Below are 22,985 nucleotides of genomic sequence, written 5' to 3'. Positions count from 1 at the left end.
CGATCTACGCGCGTCTCACCGTCCCTGTTCCGTTACCTCGCTGCCAAGTAGAGTCCAACGCCAAAGTGGACTCACTCTTTCGGGGCGGGGTCGAGCGCATGGGGGTCGAGCAGGGTGCCAGTGTCTTCTGGAGATGGTGGGCCGCTGGCACGCTCAGCGCAGTCGGCTCGGCGGTCACAGCAGTAGCCCTGCCGCTGACCGCTCTGCTCGTGCTCGACGCGAGTGCTTTCGAGGTGAGCCTGATCGCCGCCGCCGGCTATGTCGCATGGCTGGTGATCGGCCTTCCCGCTGGGGTGATCGTGCAGCGGCTACCGCTTCGTGGCATGCAGGTGGGTACAGACCTCGCCCGGGCCCTCGCGGTGGCCTCCATCCCACTCGCCTGGTGGTGGGGGGTACTGAGCACCGCCCAGCTCGTGGTCGTCGCACTGGTGATCAGTTTCAGCAACGTGCTCTTCGACGTCGCGAATGCCACGTTCCTGCCCAGGATCGTTCCGCGCGAACGGTTACAGTCCCGCAACAGCCTCAATTCCGGCACTCACGCGGTCACCCAGGTCGGCGGGCCACCAATCGGCGGTCTGATCGTGCAGCTGCTCGGTGCGGTGCCGACCCTGCTGGTTGACGCGGCGAGCTACTTGATCTCGGCGTTGCTGCTCCGGTCCCTGCCGGCACGAGCCACGGAAGCACCCGACCGGTGGCCACCGGTTCGCGCCATGATCCAGGAAGGCTGGCATTTCGTCTCTCGGCATCCTGTGATGGCCCCTTGCACCTGGGCCGCCACAGCCTTGTGTGTCGCCTGCGGTGCCCAGATAGCGCTCTACCCGCTACACCTGGTTCGTACCCTGCACGCTCCGCCTGGCCTCGTAGGCTTGCTGCTCGCTGTCGAGGGCGTTGGTTCGCTGGTCGGCGCAGCTCTGACGCCCCGGCTCACGGCGTGGCTCGGTTCGGCCCGGGCGCTCCTGCTGTCCGGTGCGGTTTCGGTGGCCGGCGCGATCCTGGTTCCATTGGGCAGCGGTCTGACGGGCTATCTCTGCTTCGCCATCGGTAGCGCGGTCTTCGCTGCCGGGGTAGTGCTGCTCAGCGTTATCACCCGGACATACCGACAGATGGCCAGCCCGCCCGACCTGCTCTCCCGGGTAATGGCGACGGTTCGCTTCGTCACCTGGGGGGCCATCCCGGTCGGTGGCCTGGCGGCCGGCGCCCTCGCCGGGTTCTACGGCAGCCGGGTCGCCCTGCTGGTCTCGGTCGTCGCCGTGGTCTGCGCCCCACTGGTGTTGCTGCGCTCACCGATCCGCCACCTGCGTGACCTCACTGACCATCCGGCGTCCGACCAACAGGTCGGCCAAGAGGATGTCGCGAGCGTCGGCCGTTGACCCGTTGCACCTGCACGTCGTCCAGCTCCGGCTGGAAGATCACGTCTGGGAGTACATCTAGCTTTTTCAACCTGGCTGAGCACGACGGCTGGAGCTGCATGATCATAAATCGGACGTGTGGCGGGCTCAGCTCGACCCGCCGCTTTCTGGCGCTCAGCCTGTCGGCGGACCAGCGGGCCGTCGGCCCGGGAAGCGCCGTACCTGCCGGAAACTATCGTCGGTACCGGATGGCAGTCGATCGATGTCCCTTCACCGGGAGGGTCCAGTAGCTACTCCGGTACTCTGGCCGCGCCCGATCCCGACGACTCCGCGAGGTCGAGATGAAGATCGCTGTGGCCGGCTCCATCGCCACGGACCAGCTGATGACCTTCGACGGACACTTCGGCGAGCTGTTTCGTGAGGCACTGCCGCAGGTGTTCGTATCGTTCCTCGCGGACGAGTTGGTGATCCGGCGCGGCGGCGTCGCGGCCAACATCGCCTTTGGCCTGGCGCAGTTGGGCATGCGACCGGTGCTCCTGGGTGCGGTCGGGAAGGACTTCGAGGAGCACCGGGCCTCTCTGCGTGGACTCGGCGTCGAGTGCGACTTCATCCACGTCAGCGACAAGGCGCACACTGCGCGCTTCATCTGCGCCACCGATCGTGATGACAACCAGATAGCCAGCTTCTACGCTGGCGCGATGGCCGAGACCGGAGCCATCCGGCTGGTCCCGGTGGCCGAGCAGATCGGCGGTCTGGACCTGGTCGTCATCGGTGCCAGCGACCCCGGCGCGATGCTCGCGCAGGCCGCCGAGTGCCGGGCGAATGGCTACCCCTTCGCCGCTGACCCCTCGCAGCAGCTGCCGCGGATGAACGGCGAGCAGGTCCTGGAACTGATCACCGGAGCCGACTACCTGCTGACCAACGAGTACGAGAAGTCGCTGCTGCAGAGCAAGGCGGGCCTGACGGACGAGCAACTATTGGACCTGGTCCGAGTTCGCGTTACCACTCTGGGCAAGGACGGCGTGGAGATCGCCGAACGAGACGGTGCCACCTTTCATGTTGCGGTGCCGGCCACTTTCGAGACCCCGGATCCGACCGGTGGCGGTGACGCATTCCGTACGGGCTTCTTCGCCGCAATCTCCTGGGATCTGTCGTTGGTCCGGGCCGGCCAGCTGGGCTCGCTGGTCGCCGGCCTTTGCTTGGAGAGAATCGGCGCCCAGGAGTACCAGGTCGACCCGACCGTGCTTCTCGATCGCATGCGCCAGGGATACGGCGAGGAGGCTGCGCGGGACCTGGCTCGACACCTCTCCTGAGCCGTACGTGAAGCGGTCCACCCAACCGGGATGCTCCGGCGGGAGGCCGGCCACCGATCAGTCAAGAGCCACCCATGCCAACTCGCCGGGTCTTTCCCAAGCCTCGGGGTAGATCTCGGCCCGGTTCAACTCCTGCGGGTCGACGCCGCGGACAAGGTCGTCTTCCGTGAGCGCGGCCAGTCCCGCTGCCGCAGCCCCTACCTGGAACGGTGTCAGATAGGAAGGTGCCCCGTAGCCCCAGTCGTCCTCGCAGTTCTCCAGGAAAACGAACATCTCCTCGCTGTCGGGTTCTACGTCTGGCAACTCCACGAACGCCTCCGCCCCGAGGGCCAGTGGAACCTCGTGCCAAGGCATGGGAATCCGTTACAGCCGGTAGGGTGACTGGTCGGGAGCTTCACCGGGCTTCCGCTACTACCGCAGTCCAGGATTGGTTACGGGGACGGATGAGTCATCGTCCTGCAGGACAAGTTGGACGATTCTAGACTGGCGCATCGCGGTGGAGACTCGGACAAGCCACCGTGCTTCCATAGACATGTCGTCGGCCCCGCGGGGGAGTTCGCCCTGATTTACGGGGCGCCGATCGGCTGCCTTGTCCCGCAGGGCGCAGGCGACTGTGGTGGCTTCGATGGTCGCGTCGACATCGTCTCCGTGCAGTTGGGTTTGTTCGGCAGCGAGCCGGCGGGCCGCCTCTGCGACATCTGCGTCGACCCAGGGTCGCATTTCCAAATAGCCGTCTCGAATATCGATAACCATCCGGTGAACGGGCTCATCATTCTTCGCCGTGAGCCCGGCCATAATCGCTTGAGCGGTACTGTCGGGTCCATCTCGATCTACACTTCGCGGAGTCGGGAACCCATCGCGGACCGCGGACCATAGTGGTTGCAGCCGGGCGGTGAGTAGCGCCCGGCGGGACCTGGCAGCGGCGGCGCCAATGCCAGGGACTACTGCAGCAGCTGCGATGAACAGCAGGCAGAAATTCTGGGCGCCATTGACTAGTGTAAGGAATATTGCTGTTGGGATCGGCTTTTCGGTAGCGATGGCAATGACGTTTGCAATGTGAGTTGCCGAGTAGATCAAACCGATGAAGGCGCCGATGGAGAACAGCCGAAGGCTGAGCCGAACGCGAGGGCGGTCACGAATATGCGAGGAGTAGCGCCAAGACGCACGCCGCACGTCATGCAACATCCACCCGATGGCAATGTTAAACAAAACAATATAGGCGGCGATTTGGGGGATGTGACCGTGTCGTTCCTGCCATCGCTCTGTTTCCTGCCCGGTTTCGACACTGAAGAACAGAACGGTCATCGCAAGGGCAATGGTCGCCGAAACCGCTGTCCTACGCAGGGCCTGCTGGCGGGCCTGCGTAGTGGGGTAAACCCAGTAGGCGACCATGCACTGGGCCGCGTAGGCGGCCGCAACGCCCCCGAACAAGTGGTACATCAGCCGTGCGACGTTCGGGATTCCGGTGAGGCGAGTCAGCTCGTGGTAGTACAGGTCCCCGATCAACACACTGCCGCCTACGAGAACCAATGCGGTGGCCAGCCAAGCCCTCCCCGGTGTGCGGCCTTCACGGCGTGTAACCAAGCCGTAGAAGATGTAGAGGCCAGCGGCGGCCACAAGGAAGAGAACGATCCGCATCAGCATGAGTACCTCCGGGGTCGAGCGCGGTCAGGACACGATCCACCGCAGGGTCATAGGATGCGACGGGGTCATGCTTGAGGCGCAGCATCATCTCGACCGCGAACGCCTCAGCTTGTTGCTCATGCCAGTCGTTGGACGATGTACGCCCCTCCGCCCAGGAATCAACGAGGTCGCCGGTGTGGCCACAGAGGATGTGGCCAAGCTCGTGCAGCACAATGTGGTCTTGGTGCGCGGGGCTCGTCTGCCGCTCAAAGGCGATGTAATCCTTGGTGGCGGTGGTGACCCAGAGCCCACAGACGCCGGTAGCAGTGGTGTCGATGGGCAACAAGATGATCGGTCGCTGCCGAGACTCCGCAATGGTTGCCACATAGCGGCGTACATCCCACGGGACGGGCGGAGGGTGCGCGGCTATCAGGGACGCGATGTCACGTCGCAGACGCTCGATTGAGTTACCAACCGGTAGGGCGGCATCGACCGTCGACCTTTGGGTTTGTCGGCGTCGCCAAAAAGGGCGGGCGAGGCTCACCTACCATCACCTGCCTCGCGGTGCACCGTCGTCCACGATGGCACCATACGGCACCCTAACCAGGAAACGGCCTGTGCATTGCCGCGGGATAGCTGACTGTCGGAAACCTCCATGCCGGACAGTGATCTTGAACATTCAGGTAAGCAAGTCGAAAGCGCCGCTAGTTCTATCAACTTCCCTTTGCCCCTGGCGTCCGGATGGATTCCCGACAGGCTTCGACAGCCATCCCCATCCTCGATCGCGTCCACTCGAGTGGGCGCGATCGAGGATAAGGGGTGTGCACGCGGTGTTGTCAACCGATAACAACCAAGTATGTCCCATTGCATACCTCAAGGCCCTCATGGTCAACCGCGCCCCCAGGGTATTACGCGCCCCCGAACACTGTCTGGGCCGACAATTCGCCTACCCGTACCGCAACAACCTGACGACAGAGCGCGCTGGGTTATTTACCAAGGGTGAGGTGGTTAGGCTGTTCGGCGTGCTGGCGGAGACAGCTCCGTCAGCTAACTCCATGCGTTCCACCCGGAGAACGAACGAAACCGACCAACTAGTGTGTGGAGGCTCTCGCTGCCCTTCGAGGCACTAGAGAGTCCCATCCAGCCGGACGCGCTCCACGCACCCGTCCGCACATCGACAGCACGCCGGAGCACACACGAGAGCTGGAGCGTCGAAAGGCATCCGGCCACCCAAACCCCTGGCCCCGGCGCGGTCAACACCCTTACGGACACCGCCAGCGCGCCAATAACAACGCTGCCTTGGGAGCAAACCGAATGCCTGCCGCCGCCCCGACCATCCGACTCGCCAGGCTCATCACTGACGGGCTCTCCCCTGCCGTCCTCGTCGCCACCCTCACACTCGTGGTGGCCTGGCACTCGGCGGCAAACACTGCCCAAGCCCTTGCCGTCGGACTGGTCGCCGCCGCGGCCGGAAGCTTCATCCCGATCACCTACATCCTGCGCGGCGTGCGACACGGCAGATGGACAGACCACCACGTCGGTGTCCGCGAACAACGCAAACTCCCGATTCTTATCTGTGTACTCTCCACCGCTGTCGGTGCTGCTGTGCTCATCACCATCGGGGCGCCTCGACAACTCATCGCCCTGGTCGTCGCCATGGTTGCCGCTCTCCTGGTCGCCTGGCCAGTGACCCTGCTGCTGCGCTGGAAGATCTCCATCCACGCACTTGTCGCCGCTGGCACGACCGCCGCCCTCGCTGTGACCTTCGGCCCTCTCGCACTCGCCACCGCCCCCGTCGCCGCAGCGGTTTGCTGGTCCCGGGTCGTCCTTCGCGACCACACCCTCGGCCAAGTCATCGCCGGTGCCACCGTCGGCGCTGCCGCCATGGCGTTCCTTTTCCCCTGCCTGTTCTGAGCACCTTCCTCGTGGGTCTTGATCTCGTCGTTGAGATGCTGCCACCGGCGGGCGATCGAGCGCAGGGTGTCGGGTCGAGTTCCGATGCGAAACAGCCGAGGCGGAGATACCCGGTCAACAATCGCCCCACGTGCGTCTTTACGGTGGCCAGGCTGAGACCGAGGTGCCCGGCCAACTCCGCGTTGGACAGGCCCCGGCCGATCAGCGTGAGCACTTCCCGTTCCCGCTCGGTCACCCCCTCCAGCCGTCGCGGCAGTGGCGGGGTCGCCACAGATCCGTCGGGTCGCCTCGATACCGTCCAGCTCTGGCGTCCGTACGTCCATCAGCACCACGTCCGGCCGGTGCTCGGCGGTCAGCGCCTTAGCCTCCATCCCGGTGCCCGCCTCACCGACCCTGGTGAAGTCTGGGTCCGAATCGACCAGTAGCCGGAAACTGCCACGCAGCAGCGCCTGGTCGTCGGCGATCAGTACCCGGATCACGGGGCTACCCGGCAGGGCAGGCTGGCCGTCACCGCCTCATCGTGGTGAAGGCGGCCGTCGCCAATCACGTCGTCGCCGGAGCCGTCGTCGGTCACCTCGACCCTGACCCCGCGAGGCGGGGCCGCCCTGCGGGGTGATCGAGGAGACCGGCCGCAACGCCGAGCAGGCCGGCGTACCGGTCGACCTGGTGGTGCCGTGGTCGGTGGTCGGCGCGGTGGTGGGGTTCTGCCTGCTCCTGGCGGTGCTGGCGAGCGCACTGCCGACCTGGCGCTCTCTGCGCCACCGTGGCTGAGCTTCGGTGCCGCGGTTCTGAGGAGCGCAGCCGGTAGCCCAGCCTACGAGGACCGTGGGACGAGTCGATCTCTGGCAGGATCGCGGCGATGGAACCGAGGTTCTACTGACCGCAATGGACGACTTCGTCGGCGATGTCGGCAAGGACCCGGGCGCTCCCAGGCCCGGGCACCTCGAAGTTCATCGCTACCCTGACGGCATGACTGTCGAGGAGCGCCTGCGGCGAACTCGCGGCTGGTTGTGGGTCGTGGTGGTGGGACTCTTCCTGAGCGGGGTCACCGCGTTCCCGCTCGAGATTGAGGTGCGTTGGCTGCTGCGGGCGGTGGACCCGTTCGCCGACCAGTTGCCGGCCCTGGTCAGTTGGATTGAGCGGGTGCACGTCGGGCTGGTGGAAACCGGGGACCACCACCCGTTCATGCGGTACGGGACGGATTGGCTCGCGTTCGCCCATCTGGTGCTCGCGGTGGCGTTCTGGGGGCCGCTACGCGACCCGGTGCGAAACGTCTGGGTGGTCCAACTCGGCATGATCGCCTGCGCCGGGATTATTCCGCTGGCGCTGATCTGCGGCCCGCTCCGGCAGATCCCGTGGTTCTGGACCTTGGTGGACCTGTCCTTTGCTGTCGGAGCGTTCCCACCGTTGTGGTTCGCGTACCGGCACATCCGGGCGATCGAGGCACAGCAGGCCAGGTTGGCGGGCCCGACTCGCTCGTCGACGTCCGAGGTTTCCGGATCGACGCGGCCGTAGCGGCCGTTGACCGCGGGGGAGCTGTCCGGCTCGGTGATGGTTCGGGCAGCGGCACGAGTGGCCGGACCTGGGCGATGCCTGATGAGGGCAATGCCCGACCAGCTCAAAGAACACCAGCCGACGCGTACGCGGTAACGACGACTGTCTCCTCGCGTGGGTCGCCGCGGTCCAGGCCACGGACCTGCCCCACCTGCACACCGTCATTCCGCGGTAGATCGTTGGCACGTCTCTTCCTCGCTAGACCAGGTCTAGCGGGTGCTGGTTGCGATCTCGCGCCTGGTAAATGACGGCGGGAGCCGGCGCTGTTCAAGAACACGCTCCGCTCAACCGGGGCGGGCGGCTTGCCCGGCGGCGGCATCACTTGTGGAAGGGGTATTGGTGGACGAGGCAAGCCAAGGGCTGGCGATAGAGACGTCCGGCTTGGTAAAGACATTCGGCAACACTCGCGCCGTGGACGGGCTCGATCTCAGAATCCCGAAAGGGGCGGTGTACGGCATTCTCGGGCCCAATGGTGCGGGGAAGACGACAGCGGTACGCATGTTGGCGACGCTGCTTCGCCCGGACGCCGGCCAGGCAACGGTGCTGGGATACGACATCGTGCGCGAGGCACAGCAGGTCCGAGGCAAGTTGAGTCTGACCGGACAGTACGCCTCGGTCGACGAAACGCTGACCGGGATGGAGAATCTCGTCCTCCTCGGCCGGCTGTTGGGGCATCGGCGAGCGGAGGCCCGCAAGCGCGCCGACCAGCTTCTCGCGGCGTTCGGACTCACCGAAGCAGCAGGACGGCAGGTCAAAAAGTACTCCGGCGGGATGCGGCGGCGCCTCGACATTGCCGCGAGCATCCTCAACACCCCCGAGGTGCTGTTCCTCGACGAACCGACCACCGGACTCGACCCTCGCAGCCGCAGCCAGGTGTGGGAGATTGTGCGGGCGGTGGTCGCGTACGGCACCACGGTCCTGCTGACGACGCAGTACCTGGATGAAGCGGACAGGCTGGCGGCACGGATCGCGGTGATCGACCACGGTCGGGTCATTGCGGAAGGAACCCCGGGCGAACTGAAATCCGCTGTCGGCGGTGGCACCGTGCACCTGCGCCTGCGTGACCCCGGGCAGCGTGCACAGGCCGAGACCGTCGTCTCACGCGTCCTAGGCGACGTCATCGAAGACGACGGCGACAAGGCCGCGCTGAGGGCCCGGGTCGGTGCCGATGCCGACGTCGGTGCCGATGCCGGCTGCGACCCGGCCGCCGTCGAAGAGGCGGGCAGCCAGGCGGCTGCCGAGCGCGCCGCGCACACCCTCAGCGAGTTGGCCCGCGCCGGTATCGCCGTTGACGCCTTTTCGCTGGGACAGCCCAGCCTCGACGAGGTGTTCCTCGCGCTCACCGACCGACCGGTCACCCGCGCGACAGATGCGCGCAGCCACCAGGAGGTGCCAGCATGACCACCACCGTGTCGACCTCGTCGGACGTCTTGGCGGCTCCGTCCCGGGAAGCCATCGGGGCGGTGTTGGACCCGACGTCACGCCCACCCGCCCCCGGGGCGCTCGCGGCGTCCGTCGCCTTCGGCTGGCGTGCGCTACTCCGGTTCAAGCACATGCCCGAGCAACTGTTCGACGTGACAGCGTTTCCCCTGGTGATGACGCTGATGTTCACGTACCTGTTCGGCGGGGCGCTGGCGGGCTCACCGCGGGAGTACCTGCAGTTCCTGCTGCCCGGCATCCTGGTCACCAGTGTCGTTATGATCACGATGTACACCGGTGTGGGGCTTAACGCCGACATCGGGAAGGGCATCTTCGACCGGTTCCGCACGCTACCGATCTGGCGGCCTGCCGCCCTGGTGGGCGCACTGTACGGCGACATTCTGCGGTACCTCATGGCGAGCCTGGTGATCGTTGCGGCGGGACTCGCGCTGGGCTACCGGCCGGGTGGCGGCGTGGCGGGTGTCGTGGCCGGGATCGGGCTGCTGGTGCTCTTCGCTTTCGCGTTCTCCTGGGTGTGGAATCTGCTGGGGCTGGTGATGCGTGATGAGAAGGGCGTCACCAACGTCAGCATGCTGCTGCTGTTCCCGCTAACCTTCGTCAGCAACGTATATGTCAATCCCGATACTATGCCGGGTTGGCTACAAGCCGTCATTAACGTCAATCCGATAACGCATCTGGTCGCGGCGGTCCGGTCGGTGATGTCCGGCGAGTCGAACCCTGGGGAGATCTGGCGGGTCCTGATCGCAAGTGCGGTGTTGACGATCGTCTTCGGGTCCCTCACGATGCGGCGCTACGATCGCCGTTGATGCTGGCGTCGGCCCCCGTGCCGACGCCGGTTCCCGGTGCCCTGGTGGCTCACAGCCGCCAAGGCACCGGACTTCGAGGGCGGTAGCAGCAGGTCACGCCGGTCGAGACGGCGCCGCGGAAGTGCGCCGCCAGCGGCGGATGCTGGTGCTCCATCCGGCGAAGGGCGTCTCGAATACGGGCACCGACGGTCTTGCGGGCGCGTTCGGTGCCGACACCAAGCCGACGCGTACGCCCGGCCAGCCCTCCCGCGGTCCGAAGCTCCTCGAGCAACGCCGCGCGTTCCTTCTCCAACCCGGCCACCCGAGCGCGGTGGTCATCGAGTATCGCCTGGTCGATGAGGTCGTCGAGGTCGCCGAGGCGTTTGCGGTACGCCCGCGCGGCCGCGGCATCGAGGACCAGGTCGCCGCCCAGCTCGACCGCAGCGACCACCTCAGGCCCGCCAGCCGGGTTCAGCATGGTGGCAACCGGCACGGCCGTATGGGGCCGGCTGAGGAGTAGATGCAGGTCTCGTAGGCCCTTCGCGTCGGGAAGATGCACGGTGTGGGAATCGTAGGTCAGGCACCAGGTGGTGCCGTTCCACCGGAACTCGTACGGCGTCCGCTCGCCGCCGTCGATGCTGACGGTCGGTGCGGCCGGAAGCAATCGCTGAATGCGGCGCAGGACATGGATCATCCCCAGGCCGGTCGCATCGCGACGCACCTGCTCCACAACCGCGGCCGCATCCACCTCGGAGCCTCTGCCGAGGTGCGCCTTTACCAGGCCGACGCCCGCCAACGTCGACCATGGTCGCGCACGCAACCGCTGCGCCTGCTCACGGGCTTCGCGGAAACGATCGATGGCGTCGTCCCACCGCCGTTGGGCGAGATCGATCGTCGCGAGCCACAGGTCGGCCGGACCGCTGACGTCGCAGCCGAAGAGCGAAACGAGCCAGGAGCCCCGCAACGGAACAAGCGCAGCCCACGCCTGCTCCATCAACGACGCGTCGGTGCGAGCCGCGCCGGCCTGGGCCTGCAGCCGGAGAACCAAAGGTGCCAAGTACCGTGGGTGGGACTCGGGTCCGCCTGCCTGTGCGAGGTACTGCACCGCGTGATCGGGATCGCCCTGCTCCAAGGCGGTGACAGCCGCCAGAACCTGACGGTATGGGTCGTCACCGCCGCCAAGTTCCCGCAGCACCTTCTCCGCCTCGGGAAATCGGCCCTGCAGCAGACACGACGCCCAGCGGAGGTGATAACCCATCATGTCCCAGTCGGAGCGGACCGCCTTGCCGGTGGGTTCCAGATGCGCCACATGCTCTTCCGCCTCGCCGAAGTGTCCGGTCAAGGTAGCCACAATCGCCCGGTCGACATGGACGGTAAGACGGTCACGTGGCGTGTCGGAGCCCGCAGCCGCAGCCAGGTGCGCCTCGAAATGCGCCACGTAGTCGGCGTCACCCTGCTCGATCAACGCCACCCACCGCAGGGATGCCGCTGCCGATTGGCTGTCCGGGTCCGCAGAACGTTGCGACAAGGTGGTGATCTCTCGCATCAACGCCGCCCGCTCGTGGACGTTGCCGACACCGAGCCCACTCTCGTAACGGACCCAGAGGCAAAAGGTCAGCGACTCGTCGTCGTTCCGGGCCCGGGCGCGGGTCTCGAGGTAGTCAACCAGGACCGCTGCCTGCCGGTGTGGGTCCTGATCGGCGTCGTTCCCCGGCCCGCCGACCCGGCGGTAGGCCGCACGCAGCACCGTCGAGCGGGCCGCCGCGCCACCAGCGAACGGCTCGCCGGTGCGATATGCGGTCAACGCGACACGGGCCAGCGACTCAGCGTCGGCGGCGACCCGGGCGAGGGTGCAGGCGTTGTCGAAGGACCGCGCCGACGCCGACCGGTCACCGTCGTAGTACAGCGCCGTCGCTAGGTCGAGGGCGATGCAGACCTCGAGCCGGGGGTCGGCGGCGATCGTGAGCGCCTGCCGCTGACATTCGGCGGCCTCAGCGAAGGCCAGCCTGCTCGCGGCATCACGTGCCGCCGCGCGCAGGTAGCGGACGGTCGTGTCCGCCGCCAGGTGTGGCAGGCCCAGGAAGGCGTGTCGGGCCAGGTCACTCGGCGAGATCATTGCTGTCAGGGAGGGGTTCTGGTCAACGGTGCCAATGACCGCCGCGTGCCGCTCGGCGCGGGCGTCATCCTCCCACGCCAGGTACAGGGTCTCTCTGATCAGGTCGTGGACAAACCTCATCCGGCTCGGCCCGGCGCCGACGATCAGACGCGCGGAAACGGCCTGCTGCAGAGTGCCGTCCAGATCTGCTGTTGTCAGACCGCACACGGCCGCCAGCAACGTGCGGTTGAAGCTGGGTCCGAAGATGGCGGCGGTGGCCAGGGTTCGCTGCGTGGTGCTCGGAAGCTTGTCCAGCCGGGCACGGATGGCGTACCGGACACCGAGCGGCACCTCGAGGATGTCGTCGCCGCTCCACAGACGCGCGGCCTGTTCAATAAAGAACGGATTGCCGCCGGTCTGCCGGGATACTCGGTCGGCCACGTCCGCGGTTACGTCGACCCCGGTCAGGCGACTGATGAGCTCGCCGACCTGCGGCGGTGGTAATCCGGTGAGGGCGATCACCTTGGATCGGCCGGTCAACTGCCCGACGAGGTGCTGCGCCGGTGCCGTCCGAGCATCCACCTCGTCGTCACGGTAGGTGCCGATCGTCAGGATCCGCTCGTGCCAGGTGTGTCGAGCCACGAAATCGAGCAGCCGCAGGGATGCCACGTCACACCAGTGAAGATCGTCGATTACGATGATGACAGGACGCGTCTGGGCGGCGGCCACCAATGCGGTAGCGACCGCGTCGTAGACGGCGAAGTCGCCGTCGGCCGCCGGTCGCGCCCGCGTCTCACCGAGCAGGGCATTGATGGACGCGGTGCTCGGCTGGTCGATCGCAGCCCACACCTCGGCGGCGAGGCGGCGGCGCAGTTGGCGCAGAACCTGGGTCCAGGGCCAGTATCCCGGGGCGGTCTCGGATTCCCAGCAAGACGCGATCAGCACCAGCAGGTCGGTGTCTCGTGCCTCCTGCACGGCCTGGGTGACCAGCGCCGTCTTACCCACGCCCGGTTCGCCGGTCACCAGGATCAGGCCGCCGCGGCCACCGCAAACGCCGTCGATCATGCCGCGGAGCGAACGCAGCTGGCGCTCCCGCCCGATAAGGCCTGCGGTCATGTCCATCTCACGGCCCCCATTGTGCCTGCCGGCGCCGCATGCGACGCCCAGGTACCAGCAAGACCGGCGCGATCGGCCCGGTGTCTTTCCTAGCCGCGCAAGGTGCCCCGCTGGGCCGAGCGAGCGCTATGACCGATCGGTATTTGATGTCGCTTCGGCAAGGCACTTGAGAAGCCGGTGCAGTACGGCTGCTGCCGTCGGGCTCAGGTCCACGTCGGGCAACTCCCCGGTCGGTACGAACCGCGCTGCACGGCCCTCGCCGAGCCCAATCGTCGTCTCGGTGGTCGCGCCAGCGAAGGCATGCAGTTCAACCGCCGTAGCCGAGCCGGTCAGGTCCGGGCGCAGGCCCTGCCACACTGAGCGAAGGCTCGCTGTCCGGGCGGTTTCCTCGGCCAGCTCACGGATCGCGGCCTGCGCCGGACTTTCGCCGGCCTCGACGTGCCCGCCGGGGAGCGCCCACTGACCGGGCTCGGCCGCCGCGTGCGGGTCGCGGAGTTGAAGCAGTACCGCACCGGTCGGGTCAGTCAGCGCGACGACGGCGATCCGGGTCGGCGGTCCGTCCGGCCAAGTGGGCGAATCATCGGCGGGTGGGTGGCTGCGTGCCGGGCCTGCGAGATCGGGATGGTCGACACTCAGCCTCGGGTCTTTGTCGGCCAGGGTGCTGAGCACTCGGTGCCGGAGTAGCTCGTATTGGCCGCGGCAGCGCGTGAGCGGTGCTCCAGGTGGGCGGTGGCGGACCGTACCGCCGGTGACGATCTCACCGGGGTGGAACTGCTCGGCGGTCAGGTCGATGTCTGTGCCGTCGGGAAGCCTGTTCCACCAGTGGTAGCCGGTCTTCACACCCTCGACGTGGACCTCGCCGAGGATCAGCTCGCCACCCAGCAACTCCTGGGCTACCAGGGTGGTTGTTCCGCACTGGCCCCGGGCTGGGTTTCCGGGACACCACTCCGCCAGGTCATGCGGGTCGCATGTGTCGGGTCCCCAAGCAGTCTGGAACACGGGCCGCAGCAGCTCTACATTCACCACGCCGGGATCCTGACGCAGGGGTACGACAGTCGGTTTCCTCGCCGATCCGCCAAAGCCGCGCATCGTGCGGCCGCTCGGCAGGCAGCACACCCGTACACCGCTGGCAACGCTCCGGTTCTGGTAGAAACCGGATGCGGGCGTCGGCGAGAGGACTCAACAATCTTCGTGAATTCCGATACGGTCCGGTGTGACTTCTCTCCGGGCGCACAGCCCTGGCCATGCCGGCGGCCAGTGGCATTCTCTTGGCGATCACCTTCGTGGCACGGCGGAGTTGGCGCGGGAGTTCAGCGCTCCGTTCGGCGGGGGTGAGGTGGCGTACTGGCTGGGGGCGTTGCATGACGTGGGCAAGGCGTCCTGCACCTGGCAGGACAGACTCGCGGTCGTCGCCTCCACCGGTGGCCGGGTGGGCATCGATCACAAGTCGTTCGGCACCCGAATTGCGTACGAGCGCGGACTCGCTGGGTTCGCCAGTGCGATCTTCGGCCATCACGGGGGGCTGATCGACACGCCCAACTTGCGCGACAAATATCGGAGTCGACTCGCCGAAGCACCCGGCAACGCGGCGTCTGCTGAGCTCGAGTTGCCGGGCCTGCTGCCGGACCTGCCCGAGCGGCTCGATCATCTGGTGCCGGTTCCGTGGCGGGATCTGCTAGTCGGGGAGATGGCGTTGCGATTGTGCTACAGCGCGTTGGTTGACGCGGACAGCCTGGACACCAGCGCGCACTTTCAGGGATTGTCCGGTCCGCGGGTGCGTCCCGGTGCCGACTTCGAGCACCTCTACAAGGTGTTCGAGCAACGGAGGGGCGACGAGCTCGCGGGCCGCGGTGGTACTCCGGTCGGGAGTCTGCGGGAGCGGGTCTACGCCGACTGCCTGGCGGCAGCGGAGCGAGAGCGTGGTGTATTCCGTCTCGGTGCGCCGACCGGTGCTGGGAAGACGATCGCGAGCGGCGGGTTCGCACTGCGACACGCGGAGAAGCACGGCCTGCGTCGGGTGATCGTAGCGGTTCCGTTCCTCACCATCACCGAGCAGAACGCGGCTGTCTACCGTCGGCTGCTCGACCAGGACGGCGCCGACCCGGTCGTTCTCGAACATCACAGCCAGGTTGACCTCGATGCCCCGGGAGCCGGCCGGTGGGCGCGGCTGGCGGCCGAGAACTGGGACGCGCCGTTTGTGGTCACCACCTTCGTCCGGCTCTTCGAGTCGCTGTTTGCCCGCAAGGCGTCAGCCATGCGTCGAGTGCACCGGCTGGCCAACTCGGTGATCGTGCTGGACGAGGTGCAGGCACTACCGCACGCGATGCTCGCCCCGATCCTCGACGGACTTCGGCTGCTCGTGCGCCACTTCGGCGTGACAGTGTTGCTGTCCTCGGCGACCCAGCCGAGCTTCTGGGCGCTGGACGAGTTCAAGGACGTGCCCTGCACCGACCTGATCCACGACACGTCGAAGCTGGTCAGTGATCTGCGGAGAGTGCGGTACGAATGGCAGCTCGACCCGAAGCCCGCGCTGGCCGGTATCGCCGACCAGGCTGCGTCTGAGCAGGCCGCGCTGGTGGTGGTCAACACCACCGCGGACGCGAAGACGGTGCATGACCGGTGGCGTGAGGCCGGTGCGCACAGTGGGGCGTGGCACCTGTCCACCCGGATGTGCCCGGACCACCGGCGGCGAGTGCTGGAAACCGTACGGGCGCGCCTGTGCCGACGTGAGCGCGTGCTGCTTGTGGCCACCCAGCTGATCGAGGCCGGCGTGGACATCGACTTCCCGGTGGTATTCCGTGCGATGGCGCCGGCCGACTCGCTACTTCAGGCAGCCGGGCGGGCCAACCGTGAGGGGCGGATGACCGATGGCGGACGGGTGGTCGTGTTCGCTCCGGCGGACGGCGGGCAGCCGCCCACATACAAGACACTGGTCGGATGCACCGGACGCCAGTTCGGACCAGAAAAGGCCGACCCGGATGACCTGATGGCGCTGGAACGCTACTACCGCAACGTGTACGAACTGCTCAATCTTCAGGATGATCAGCACGTCGGGCAGCTCATTCAGCAGGCCCGGCGGCGGTGGGAGTTCGAGACCGTGTCCGATGGGCCGATCAACGCGAGCGACAAACGGCGGGATCGGACGCTGGCGTTCCGGATGATCAGCGACGACGGGATCAGCGTGGTCACGCCACAAGGGGCCGAAACACCCGAACTGCGGCGCGAGTTGCAGCAACTGATCGAGGAACTGCGCCAGGCGCCGGTCCCGGGCCTGACGAAGCTTCGCCGGTTGCAGGCGTACACGACGAACCTGCACCCCAGCGCCCTGCACCAGCCCGGCGTGACGGCGCTACTGCGGCCGATCCTGGGTGGAAACGAGGTGCGGAAGGGCGTTCTCGTCGAATGGGTCGGCGAGTACGACGACGCCACCGGCATCACCCTCGACCCACGTCTAGAGCAGTTTGTTCTCTGAAGCGTGGCCGAGAGACTAGGTGGACGAAAGGTGTAGTGCGTTCACCTGGTGGACCCGATCTCAGCTCATGATCTTGTGTAGCCCGCCGGCCGCAACGGCGGACTTTGTCATACCCATCATGGATCGTCGCACCTGTCATACGAGGGATTCGCTGATCCGCTGCTTCGGTGAGTCCTAGATCGTGTGTTCGACTAGATCTGATCTTGGGAGGGCTTGTGCTGTGACGAGGGATGTGGTCAATGGGCTGACGCTGCGGCGGAGCGCGGAGGGTGACCTTCCGGTGGTGGTGCAGGTCAGTGGTGAAGCGGCGTTGTTTTCGCGGCCGGAGTTAAAGGTGGAGCGGGTCAGCTATCCGGTGATGACCCCGTCGGCTGCGGTGGGAGTACTCGAATCGATCTTTTGGAAGCCGGAGATGCGGTACCGGATCGTGGCGATCGAGGTACTCAAGCCGGTGAAGCAGTTTTCGGTCCGGCGTAACGAGACGTCCGATGTTGCGCCGCTGTCCGAGGCGATCAAGGGCACCCGCAGGGTGGACACCGCGGCTCATCGCGATCAGCGCAACGCCGTCTGCCTGCGTGATGTGGCGTATCGGATTCATGCTCACGTCGAGGTGGCAGGGCATGCGGACAAGCCGGTCGCGGCGTACCGGGATCAGCTTCGGCGCCGTGTCCGTAAGGGAGCTTGTTTCCAGCGGCCGTACCTTGGCACCCGGGAGTTCAGCGCCGAGTTCGGTTGGCCGGATGACACCCCGCGGGCCGACGTCAACGAGGAGATCGGCATCATGCTGCACTCCATCCACCGTGACGGCAAGCCGGGTCAGCCTCGGATGGAATGGTTCGCCGCCCGGGTCGTCGCCGGTGTGCTCTACGTGCCCGAGTGTGGCATCGAGCTGGCGTTGCCGGTGGAAGGCCCGGTGACGTAGTGCTCCTGCAACGGCTGGTGGAGTACGCCGACACCAGCAAAGACGCCATCCCGGCGTTCTATGCCCGCAAGCCCGTCCGGTGGAGCCTGGCGATCGACGGCAGGGGCGTCCCCCTTGGGGACCTTGTCAGCACGGCCGACAAGGACGACCCGCATCGGCGCTTCGGCGTGCCCCGGTTGGTGCCGGCGGTGACCCGAACCGTCGGGATCTCGCCCGCGCTGGCGGTCGACAACGGCGAGTACGTCTTCGGCTGGCTGTCGGAGGGGGCCAAGCCGGAGCGGGTGGTGAAGCAGCACGACGCTTTCCGTGCTCTGATCACCGAGTGGGCCGCTGCTGAGCCGGAGGGTCTGGGGCCGGCCATCGTCGCCTTCTACCGGAACGGGCATGCTGGCAGGCTTCAGGCGCCCGTGGATTGGAGCAGGGGTGACCTGATCAGTTTCCAGGTCGACGGAGCCTATGCGGCGGACACCGACCCGGCGAAGCGGTTCTGGGCCGGGGTAGCCGGTGACCGGAAGGGATCGGGGCGGTCCGGCCTGTGTCTGGTCTGCGGGCAGGTGCAGCCGTTGCTCAAGACGGTGCCACAGCAGATCCCTCGGCGGTGGTTGCCCGGCGCTACCCAGAGTGCGTCGCTGGTCAGCATGAACGAGGCTGTGCACGGCTACGAGTTGCAGAAGTTTCTCACCAACACCCCGATCTGTGCCGACTGCGGCCTCAAGTTCATGACCGCGCTGACCGATCTGCTCTCCGACCCGCTGCACAGCACCGCCGTGTCCGGGCAGAACGCTCGGCTCGCCTGGTGGGTGCTGGGTGGGTCGACCTTCGACCCGTGGGCGACGGTTGAACAGCTGGACCCGACCCAGATTCGGAACCTGATCGCGGCTCCCGCCGACCGCAGGGAGGCGACGGTCGAGGACGTGTCTCGGTACTGCTCGGTGACGGTGGGTGGCAACGTCGCCCGGGTGGTCGTCCGGGACTGGGTGGACCAGCCCGTCCGCCAGGTGAAGAACAACATCCGGGCCTGGTTCGACGACCACCGGATCGTCGACGCCTGGACCGGTGAGGTGGTGACGGCCAAGGTTTCTCAGTTGGCGCGAGTGGCCGGACGGTTCGAGGCCGGGCGCAACGGCGGCCCCGGGACCTGGACGAAGTTCGGTGCGTCCGGCGAGCATCGACCGCCTGACGTGTTTCACCGCCTGCTCGGCGCCGCGCTGCTCAAGCGGCCGTTGCCGCCGAAGCTGCTCAACCATGTCATCCACCGGATCCGGATCGATGGCCGGCTCGACGCGGCTCGAGCAGCACTGATCCGGCTCGCCCTGCGCCGTCATCCGAGCTTGCCCGAGCATGACCGAGAGAGGCTGACCCCAACCTTGAATGTGGAGTACAAGCAGCCGGCGTACGTGTCTGGCCGCATCTTTGCTGTCATGGACGACCTGCAACGGACCGTGTTCCGGGTCGCCGACCAGAAGCTGAACACCACCTTCGCCGAGCGCTATTTCGGCCGGGCAATCGACAACCCGCAGGTCGTCATCGTCGCCGGCCGCCGCAGCGTGCAGGCGTGGCTCAAACGGCTCCGTGGCCCCCTGCACCGGCCGAACTGGTCCGAGGCGTACGAACGTCGATTCGACGACCTGTTCGTCCAGCTCGACGCGATCCCGCACGGTGCCGTGCTGACCGACAAGGCCCAGTTCATTCTCGGCTACCACCAGCAGCGCGCCGAGATGCGGGCCGAACGAATGGCGGCAGCGGCGAACAAGAAGAAGACCGACCTGCCCCCGGGCAGCAACGACGCGGCGCCGACCGCCGACGAAGGAGATGACGCATGACCGCCGCACACCTCGACCCGACCCGCCGCCACGACGCCGTCCTGCTGTTCGACGTCAGCGACGGCAACCCCAACGGTGACCCGGACGCCGGTAACCAGCCGCGTACCGACGACGAGAGCGGGCAGGGCCTGATCACCGACGTCGCGATCAAGCGCAAGATCCGTGACACGGTGTCGCTGGTACGGGGCGACGACCCGCGCTACGGCATCTTCGTCGAGGCCGGCTTCGCCCTGAACACCCGGATCGAGGCGGCGTTGAAGGCCAACCCGGGCAAGGCCAACGAGGCGCAACGGTGGATGTGCGACCACTACTTCGACATCCGGATGTTCGGTGGTGTGCTCAGCACCGGCAAGGGTGGCGGCGCCGGCCAGGTGCGCGGCCCGCTCCAGCTCACCTTCGCCCGCAGCATCGACCCGATCCTGCCCACCGACCACACCATCACCCGGGTTACCCAGACCCGACAGGAGGACATCGACAAGGGAGAACGCACTGAGATCGGCTCCAAGTGGACCGTCCCGTACGGCCTATATCGGGCGCACGCGTTCTACTCCGCGCCCCGCGCCGCGAAGACCGGCGTGACCAGTGACGACCTAGCCGCGTTGTGGCAGGCCATCACGGTCATGTTCGATCATGACCGGGCTGCCACCCGGGGCGAGATGAAGCTGTGCGGGCTCTACGTGTTCAGCCATCCAGACGGCCTTGGGGCCGCGCCCGCGGCGGCGCTCACCCAGCGCATCACGCTTGAGCGGCACAACGTTGACAAGGCACCGCGCGCCCACAGCGACTACACCCGAGTCGTTGACGGGTCGGGCCTACCTGACGGTGTTGAGCTGACCAAGCTGGTTGACCTCTGGCCGTGACCGGCGGCCACCAGGTGGACAGCGACACCGACCAGCGGGAGGTGCCGCTGTCCGCGCTGGAGCACTACGCCTACTGCCACCGGCAAACCGCGCTGATTCACGTCGAGGGCGTCTGGTCGGAAAACGTCGAGACGGTACGCGGCGACCTCAGCCACACCACCGTCGACCTGCCCGGCCTCCAACGCCGCCGGGGTCTCACCGTAATCCGTTCGCTACCCGTATGGAGCCACACCTACGGCCTGCGCGGCATATGCGACATCGTCGAGTTCGAGAAGGGCGCGGCCACCCCCGTCGAGTACAAGGTCGGACGATACAAGGCCGACGGGCCGGCCGAACTGCAGCTTGGGGGGCAGGCACTCTGCCTCCTCGAATCCGGCTTCGACGTGCCCACCGGCTACATCTATTCGGTCGCTGAACGGCGCCGACACGCCGTATCCATCGATGTCGACCTGCTCGACCGGGTCATGGCCGCGGCCGACGCGGTGCGCCGGCTGCTGGACACCCCGGCCTTGCCGATAGCGCGCAACGATGCCCGCTGCCGACGATGCTCGCTCCGGGAGGACTGTCTACCCGAGTTGACCGACGGCCGGCAGCAAACAACACCCGACTTGTTGGCCCCACGACCATTGGGACAGTGGCGTGACTGAGTTGCTCAATACCCTCTACGTGCAGACCCCTGGCACCAGCCTGCACCTCGACGGCGATACCGTCCGGGTGTACCACCCCGACCAGCCCGGACGTCGGCTGCTACCACTCGTCCGCCTCGACCACCTAGTCCTGTTCACCGGCGTCACACCCAGCGACGACCTGCTGCTGCGGTGCGCTGACGACGGCCGCCCCGTCAGCTGGCTCACCGGAAGCGGACGGTTTCGGGCCAGCCTCGTCGGCCCCACCCACGGCAACCCACTACTCCGCCAAGCCCAACACCGGGCTGCCGACACACCGGAACAACAACTGTCAATCGCAATCGCCACCGTCGTCGGCAAAATACACAACGCGCGACAAGTGCTGCTCCGCGCCGCCCGGGACACCAGCGGCCACCGCCAGACCGCGCTGCGGGCAAGCGCCGAACTGCTGGCCACACGACTCGCACTGCTCGCCACGGCAGCCAACACCAACGAGGTACTCGGCGTCGAAGGCATCGCCGCCCGTGACTACTTCGCCGCCATGCCCTACCTACTCACCGAAAGCAAGGACTGGAAAGCCTCCGGGCGAAACAAACGACCACCCACCGACCCGCTGAACTGCCTGCTCTCCTTCCTGTACGGCATGCTTCGCGTTGCCGTACAGGGCGCACTCGACCAAGTCGGACTCGACCCCTACATCGGCTTCCTACACGCCGTCCGGCCAGGCAAACCAGCTCTTGCCCTCGACCTGATGGAAGAGTTCCGGCCCCTCCTGGCAGACCGGCTCGCACTCACCATGCTCAACCGGCGAGAGCTGACCCCGAACGACTTCGAAGAGCTACCAAACAAGGCCTATCGTCTCACCGACCGCGGACGAAAAACCGTACTGACCGCGTGGCAGCAAAGCAGACAGCGCAACTGGCCCCACGCGCAACTCCGCCGGGAGGTGCCCGCCGCGCTGCTGCCACTCGTGCAGGCCCGACTGCTCGCACGCCACCTTCGTGGAGACCTGCCCTCGTACCAGCCATGGACGGTGAACTGACCCATGGACCTTCTCGTCACCTACGACGTCGAAACAGCCACCCCGAAGGGCAACGCCGACTACGCAAGGTCGCCAAAATCTGCGAAGCATACGGTCATCGCGTACAGAAATCTGTATTCGAGGTTGTCTGCCGCGAAACCGACAAAGTGCGCCTCGTTGGAGCCCTCCAGGAAGCCATCAACCCAGCCCAGGACAGCATCCGCATCTACCGGCTACCAGCCCACGCCCTCGACGACGTCGAACACCTCGGCAGGCCGCGCCAGACCGATCCACGGGGGGCGTTGGTGATCTAGGAACCCCAAGCTGACGCGAGAAGCCTAGGAGGTTCCGAACCCAAAAAAATGACGAATTGGACAAATCGGACTGCGGTCAATCAACTTTACATCACTAAACTTCTATTCTTGCTGCTCACGAACCGCTGCGCCCGGCCTCCGCGCTGGGCGAGGATCGCAACCTCGACCACTCCACGGCGGAGTGGCGGACCGCGCGCGCTGCGCCCGGCCTCCGCGCTGGGCGAGGATCGCAACCACACCGACGCCGGCACCACCGCAACCCGCGTCGTGCGCTGCGCCCGGCCTCCGCGCTGGGCGAGGATCGCAACTTGCGCAGCCAGTGACTGGGGGCGTCTGGGTTGGTGCTGCGCCCGGCCTCCGCGCTGGGCGAGGATCGCAACGACGAGGTCCGCGAAACCCGGCGCCTGCTCGCCGGGCTGCGCCCGGCCTCCGCGCTGGGCGAGGATCGCAACAACACCGCGCGCCGGGAGGACATGCCCGAAGAGGTTCGGGCTGCGCCCGGCCTCCGCGCTGGGCGAGGATCGCAACCGGATCGGGGCCCTGATCGGGTCACCCCGCGCCGACCCCAGCTGCGCCCGGCCTCCGCGCTGGGCGAGGATCGCAACTGCAGGTCGCCGGAGTGCTGCTCGGCGCCGGCCTGGCGCTGCGCCCGGCCTCCGCGCTGGGCGAGGATCGCAACAGCGCCATCTCCCAGATGACGCCCCCCTCGCCCTTGCTGCGCCCGGCCTCCGCGCTGGGCGAGGATCGCAACGGGTCAT

The 22,985-nt window shown here is 66.8% G+C and carries 19 protein-coding genes, 1 pseudogene and 1 CRISPR repeat array (1 of these 21 running past the window's edge); of the genes and pseudogenes, 14 read left to right on the top strand and 6 right to left on the bottom strand.

Annotated elements, in window-relative coordinates; genetic code table 11:
- Positions 1-98 precede the first annotated feature (98 nt).
- Both SALPAC2_RS0106880 and SALPAC2_RS0106875 read left to right on the top strand, forming a co-directional pair.
- Complete coding sequence (locus SALPAC2_RS0106880; protein ID WP_018215916.1) at positions 99-1,370, top strand: MFS transporter; 1,272 nt, start codon at positions 99-101, stop codon at positions 1,368-1,370.
- 320 nt (positions 1,371-1,690) lie between these two features.
- Positions 1,691-2,662: a carbohydrate kinase family protein gene (locus tag SALPAC2_RS0106875; RefSeq protein ID WP_018215915.1), complete on the top strand. Its 972-nt coding sequence runs from the start codon at positions 1,691-1,693 to the stop codon at positions 2,660-2,662.
- 57 nt (positions 2,663-2,719) lie between these two features.
- Here the strand turns inward: SALPAC2_RS0106875 and SALPAC2_RS24505 are convergent, their stop codons facing one another.
- Genes SALPAC2_RS24505 through SALPAC2_RS25825 form a run of 3 tightly spaced genes read right to left on the bottom strand, consistent with a single transcriptional unit; the run spans position 2,720 to position 4,670 of the window.
- Positions 2,720-3,016: a DUF1877 family protein gene (locus SALPAC2_RS24505; RefSeq protein ID WP_018215914.1), complete on the bottom strand. Its 297-nt coding sequence runs from the start codon at positions 3,014-3,016 to the stop codon at positions 2,720-2,722.
- 57 nt (positions 3,017-3,073) lie between these two features.
- Positions 3,074-4,306 (bottom strand): MAB_1171c family putative transporter, encoded by a 1,233-nt coding sequence (locus SALPAC2_RS0106865; RefSeq protein ID WP_018215913.1) that lies wholly within the window; start codon positions 4,304-4,306, stop codon positions 3,074-3,076.
- Positions 4,230-4,670, bottom strand: coding sequence for an ImmA/IrrE family metallo-endopeptidase (locus SALPAC2_RS25825; protein ID WP_162561295.1), 441 nt, complete (start codon positions 4,668-4,670; stop codon positions 4,230-4,232). Before SALPAC2_RS25825 ends, SALPAC2_RS0106865 begins: the two co-directional genes overlap by 77 nt.
- Positions 4,671-5,599: 929 nt before the next feature.
- On the opposite strand from SALPAC2_RS25825, the gene SALPAC2_RS0106860 reads away from it, so the two are divergent.
- On the top strand, positions 5,600-6,199 hold the full coding sequence (locus tag SALPAC2_RS0106860) for a hypothetical protein (RefSeq protein ID WP_018215912.1): 600 nt from the start codon (positions 5,600-5,602) through the stop codon (positions 6,197-6,199).
- 112 nt (positions 6,200-6,311) lie between these two features.
- Here SALPAC2_RS0106860 and SALPAC2_RS25820 read toward each other — a convergent pair.
- Positions 6,312-6,678, bottom strand: a pseudogene (locus tag SALPAC2_RS25820) (response regulator transcription factor); the annotation flags it as partial.
- 133 nt (positions 6,679-6,811) lie between these two features.
- Here SALPAC2_RS25820 and SALPAC2_RS27210 point away from each other — a divergent pair.
- The 4 genes from SALPAC2_RS27210 to SALPAC2_RS0106835 all read left to right on the top strand — a co-directional run bounded on the left by SALPAC2_RS27210 (position 6,812) and on the right by SALPAC2_RS0106835 (position 9,999).
- On the top strand, positions 6,812-6,970 hold the full coding sequence (locus SALPAC2_RS27210; RefSeq protein ID WP_018215910.1) for a hypothetical protein: 159 nt from the start codon (positions 6,812-6,814) through the stop codon (positions 6,968-6,970).
- Between the two features lie 198 nt (positions 6,971-7,168).
- Complete coding sequence (locus SALPAC2_RS0106845) at positions 7,169-7,714, top strand: hypothetical protein (RefSeq protein WP_026184501.1); 546 nt, start codon at positions 7,169-7,171, stop codon at positions 7,712-7,714.
- Positions 7,715-8,092: 378 nt separating this feature from the next.
- Positions 8,093-9,154 (top strand): daunorubicin resistance protein DrrA family ABC transporter ATP-binding protein, encoded by a 1,062-nt coding sequence (locus SALPAC2_RS0106840; protein WP_026184500.1) that lies wholly within the window; start codon positions 8,093-8,095, stop codon positions 9,152-9,154.
- The gene (locus tag SALPAC2_RS0106835) at positions 9,151-9,999 is read left to right on the top strand and encodes an ABC transporter permease (protein ID WP_018215907.1); all 849 of its coding nucleotides are present in this window, start codon (positions 9,151-9,153) and stop codon (positions 9,997-9,999) included. The genes SALPAC2_RS0106840 and SALPAC2_RS0106835 overlap by 4 nt, the downstream gene beginning before the upstream one ends.
- A 49-nt stretch (positions 10,000-10,048) precedes the next feature.
- Here SALPAC2_RS0106835 and SALPAC2_RS0106830 read toward each other — a convergent pair whose 3' ends face one another.
- Both SALPAC2_RS0106830 and SALPAC2_RS0106825 read right to left on the bottom strand, forming a co-directional pair.
- Positions 10,049-13,189, bottom strand: coding sequence for an ATP-binding protein (locus SALPAC2_RS0106830; protein ID WP_026184499.1), 3,141 nt, complete (start codon positions 13,187-13,189; stop codon positions 10,049-10,051).
- 126 nt (positions 13,190-13,315) lie between these two features.
- Positions 13,316-14,215, bottom strand: coding sequence for a YunG family protein (locus tag SALPAC2_RS0106825; protein ID WP_026184498.1), 900 nt, complete (start codon positions 14,213-14,215; stop codon positions 13,316-13,318).
- Between the two features lie 187 nt (positions 14,216-14,402).
- On the opposite strand from SALPAC2_RS0106825, the gene SALPAC2_RS0106820 reads away from it, so the two are divergent.
- The 7 genes from SALPAC2_RS0106820 to cas2 all read left to right on the top strand — a co-directional run bounded on the left by SALPAC2_RS0106820 (position 14,403) and on the right by cas2 (position 22,227).
- The gene (locus SALPAC2_RS0106820; RefSeq protein ID WP_080636879.1) at positions 14,403-16,661 is read left to right on the top strand and encodes a CRISPR-associated helicase/endonuclease Cas3; all 2,259 of its coding nucleotides are present in this window, start codon (positions 14,403-14,405) and stop codon (positions 16,659-16,661) included.
- Positions 16,662-16,893: 232 nt separating this feature from the next.
- Positions 16,894-17,583: a type I-C CRISPR-associated protein Cas5c gene (gene cas5c, locus SALPAC2_RS0106815; protein ID WP_018215903.1), complete on the top strand. Its 690-nt coding sequence runs from the start codon at positions 16,894-16,896 to the stop codon at positions 17,581-17,583.
- A complete protein-coding gene (gene cas8c, locus SALPAC2_RS0106810; protein WP_018215902.1) occupies positions 17,583-19,406 on the top strand; it encodes a type I-C CRISPR-associated protein Cas8c/Csd1 in 1,824 nt (607 codons plus the stop codon). The genes cas5c and cas8c overlap by 1 nt, the downstream gene beginning before the upstream one ends.
- Positions 19,403-20,266 carry a type I-C CRISPR-associated protein Cas7/Csd2 gene (gene cas7c / locus SALPAC2_RS0106805; protein ID WP_018215901.1) on the top strand — a complete coding sequence of 288 codons (864 nt, stop codon included), beginning with the start codon at positions 19,403-19,405 and terminating at the stop codon, positions 20,264-20,266. The genes cas8c and cas7c overlap by 4 nt, the downstream gene beginning before the upstream one ends.
- Complete coding sequence (gene cas4 / locus SALPAC2_RS0106800; protein WP_018215900.1) at positions 20,263-20,913, top strand: CRISPR-associated protein Cas4; 651 nt, start codon at positions 20,263-20,265, stop codon at positions 20,911-20,913. Before cas7c ends, cas4 begins: the two co-directional genes overlap by 4 nt.
- The gene (cas1c, locus tag SALPAC2_RS0106795) at positions 20,906-21,934 is read left to right on the top strand and encodes a type I-C CRISPR-associated endonuclease Cas1c (protein WP_018215899.1); all 1,029 of its coding nucleotides are present in this window, start codon (positions 20,906-20,908) and stop codon (positions 21,932-21,934) included. The genes cas4 and cas1c overlap by 8 nt, the downstream gene beginning before the upstream one ends.
- Complete coding sequence (gene cas2 / locus SALPAC2_RS24500) at positions 21,919-22,227, top strand: CRISPR-associated endonuclease Cas2 (protein ID WP_223874199.1); 309 nt, start codon at positions 21,919-21,921, stop codon at positions 22,225-22,227. The genes cas1c and cas2 overlap by 16 nt, the downstream gene beginning before the upstream one ends.
- 124 nt (positions 22,228-22,351) lie before the next feature.
- A CRISPR array of direct repeats spans positions 22,352-22,985; the repeat unit is 37 nt; unit sequence GCTGCGCCCGGCCTCCGCGCTGGGCGAGGATCGCAAC (it continues 1,855 nt past the right edge of the window).

Origin of the sequence: Salinispora vitiensis (assembly GCF_000378825.1) — a bacterium.
Lineage (GTDB): Bacteria > Actinomycetota > Actinomycetes > Mycobacteriales > Micromonosporaceae > Micromonospora > Micromonospora vitiensis.
The sequence above is the reverse complement of the archived record's forward strand: the minus strand, read 5'-3'. Positions and strand labels throughout refer to the sequence as shown.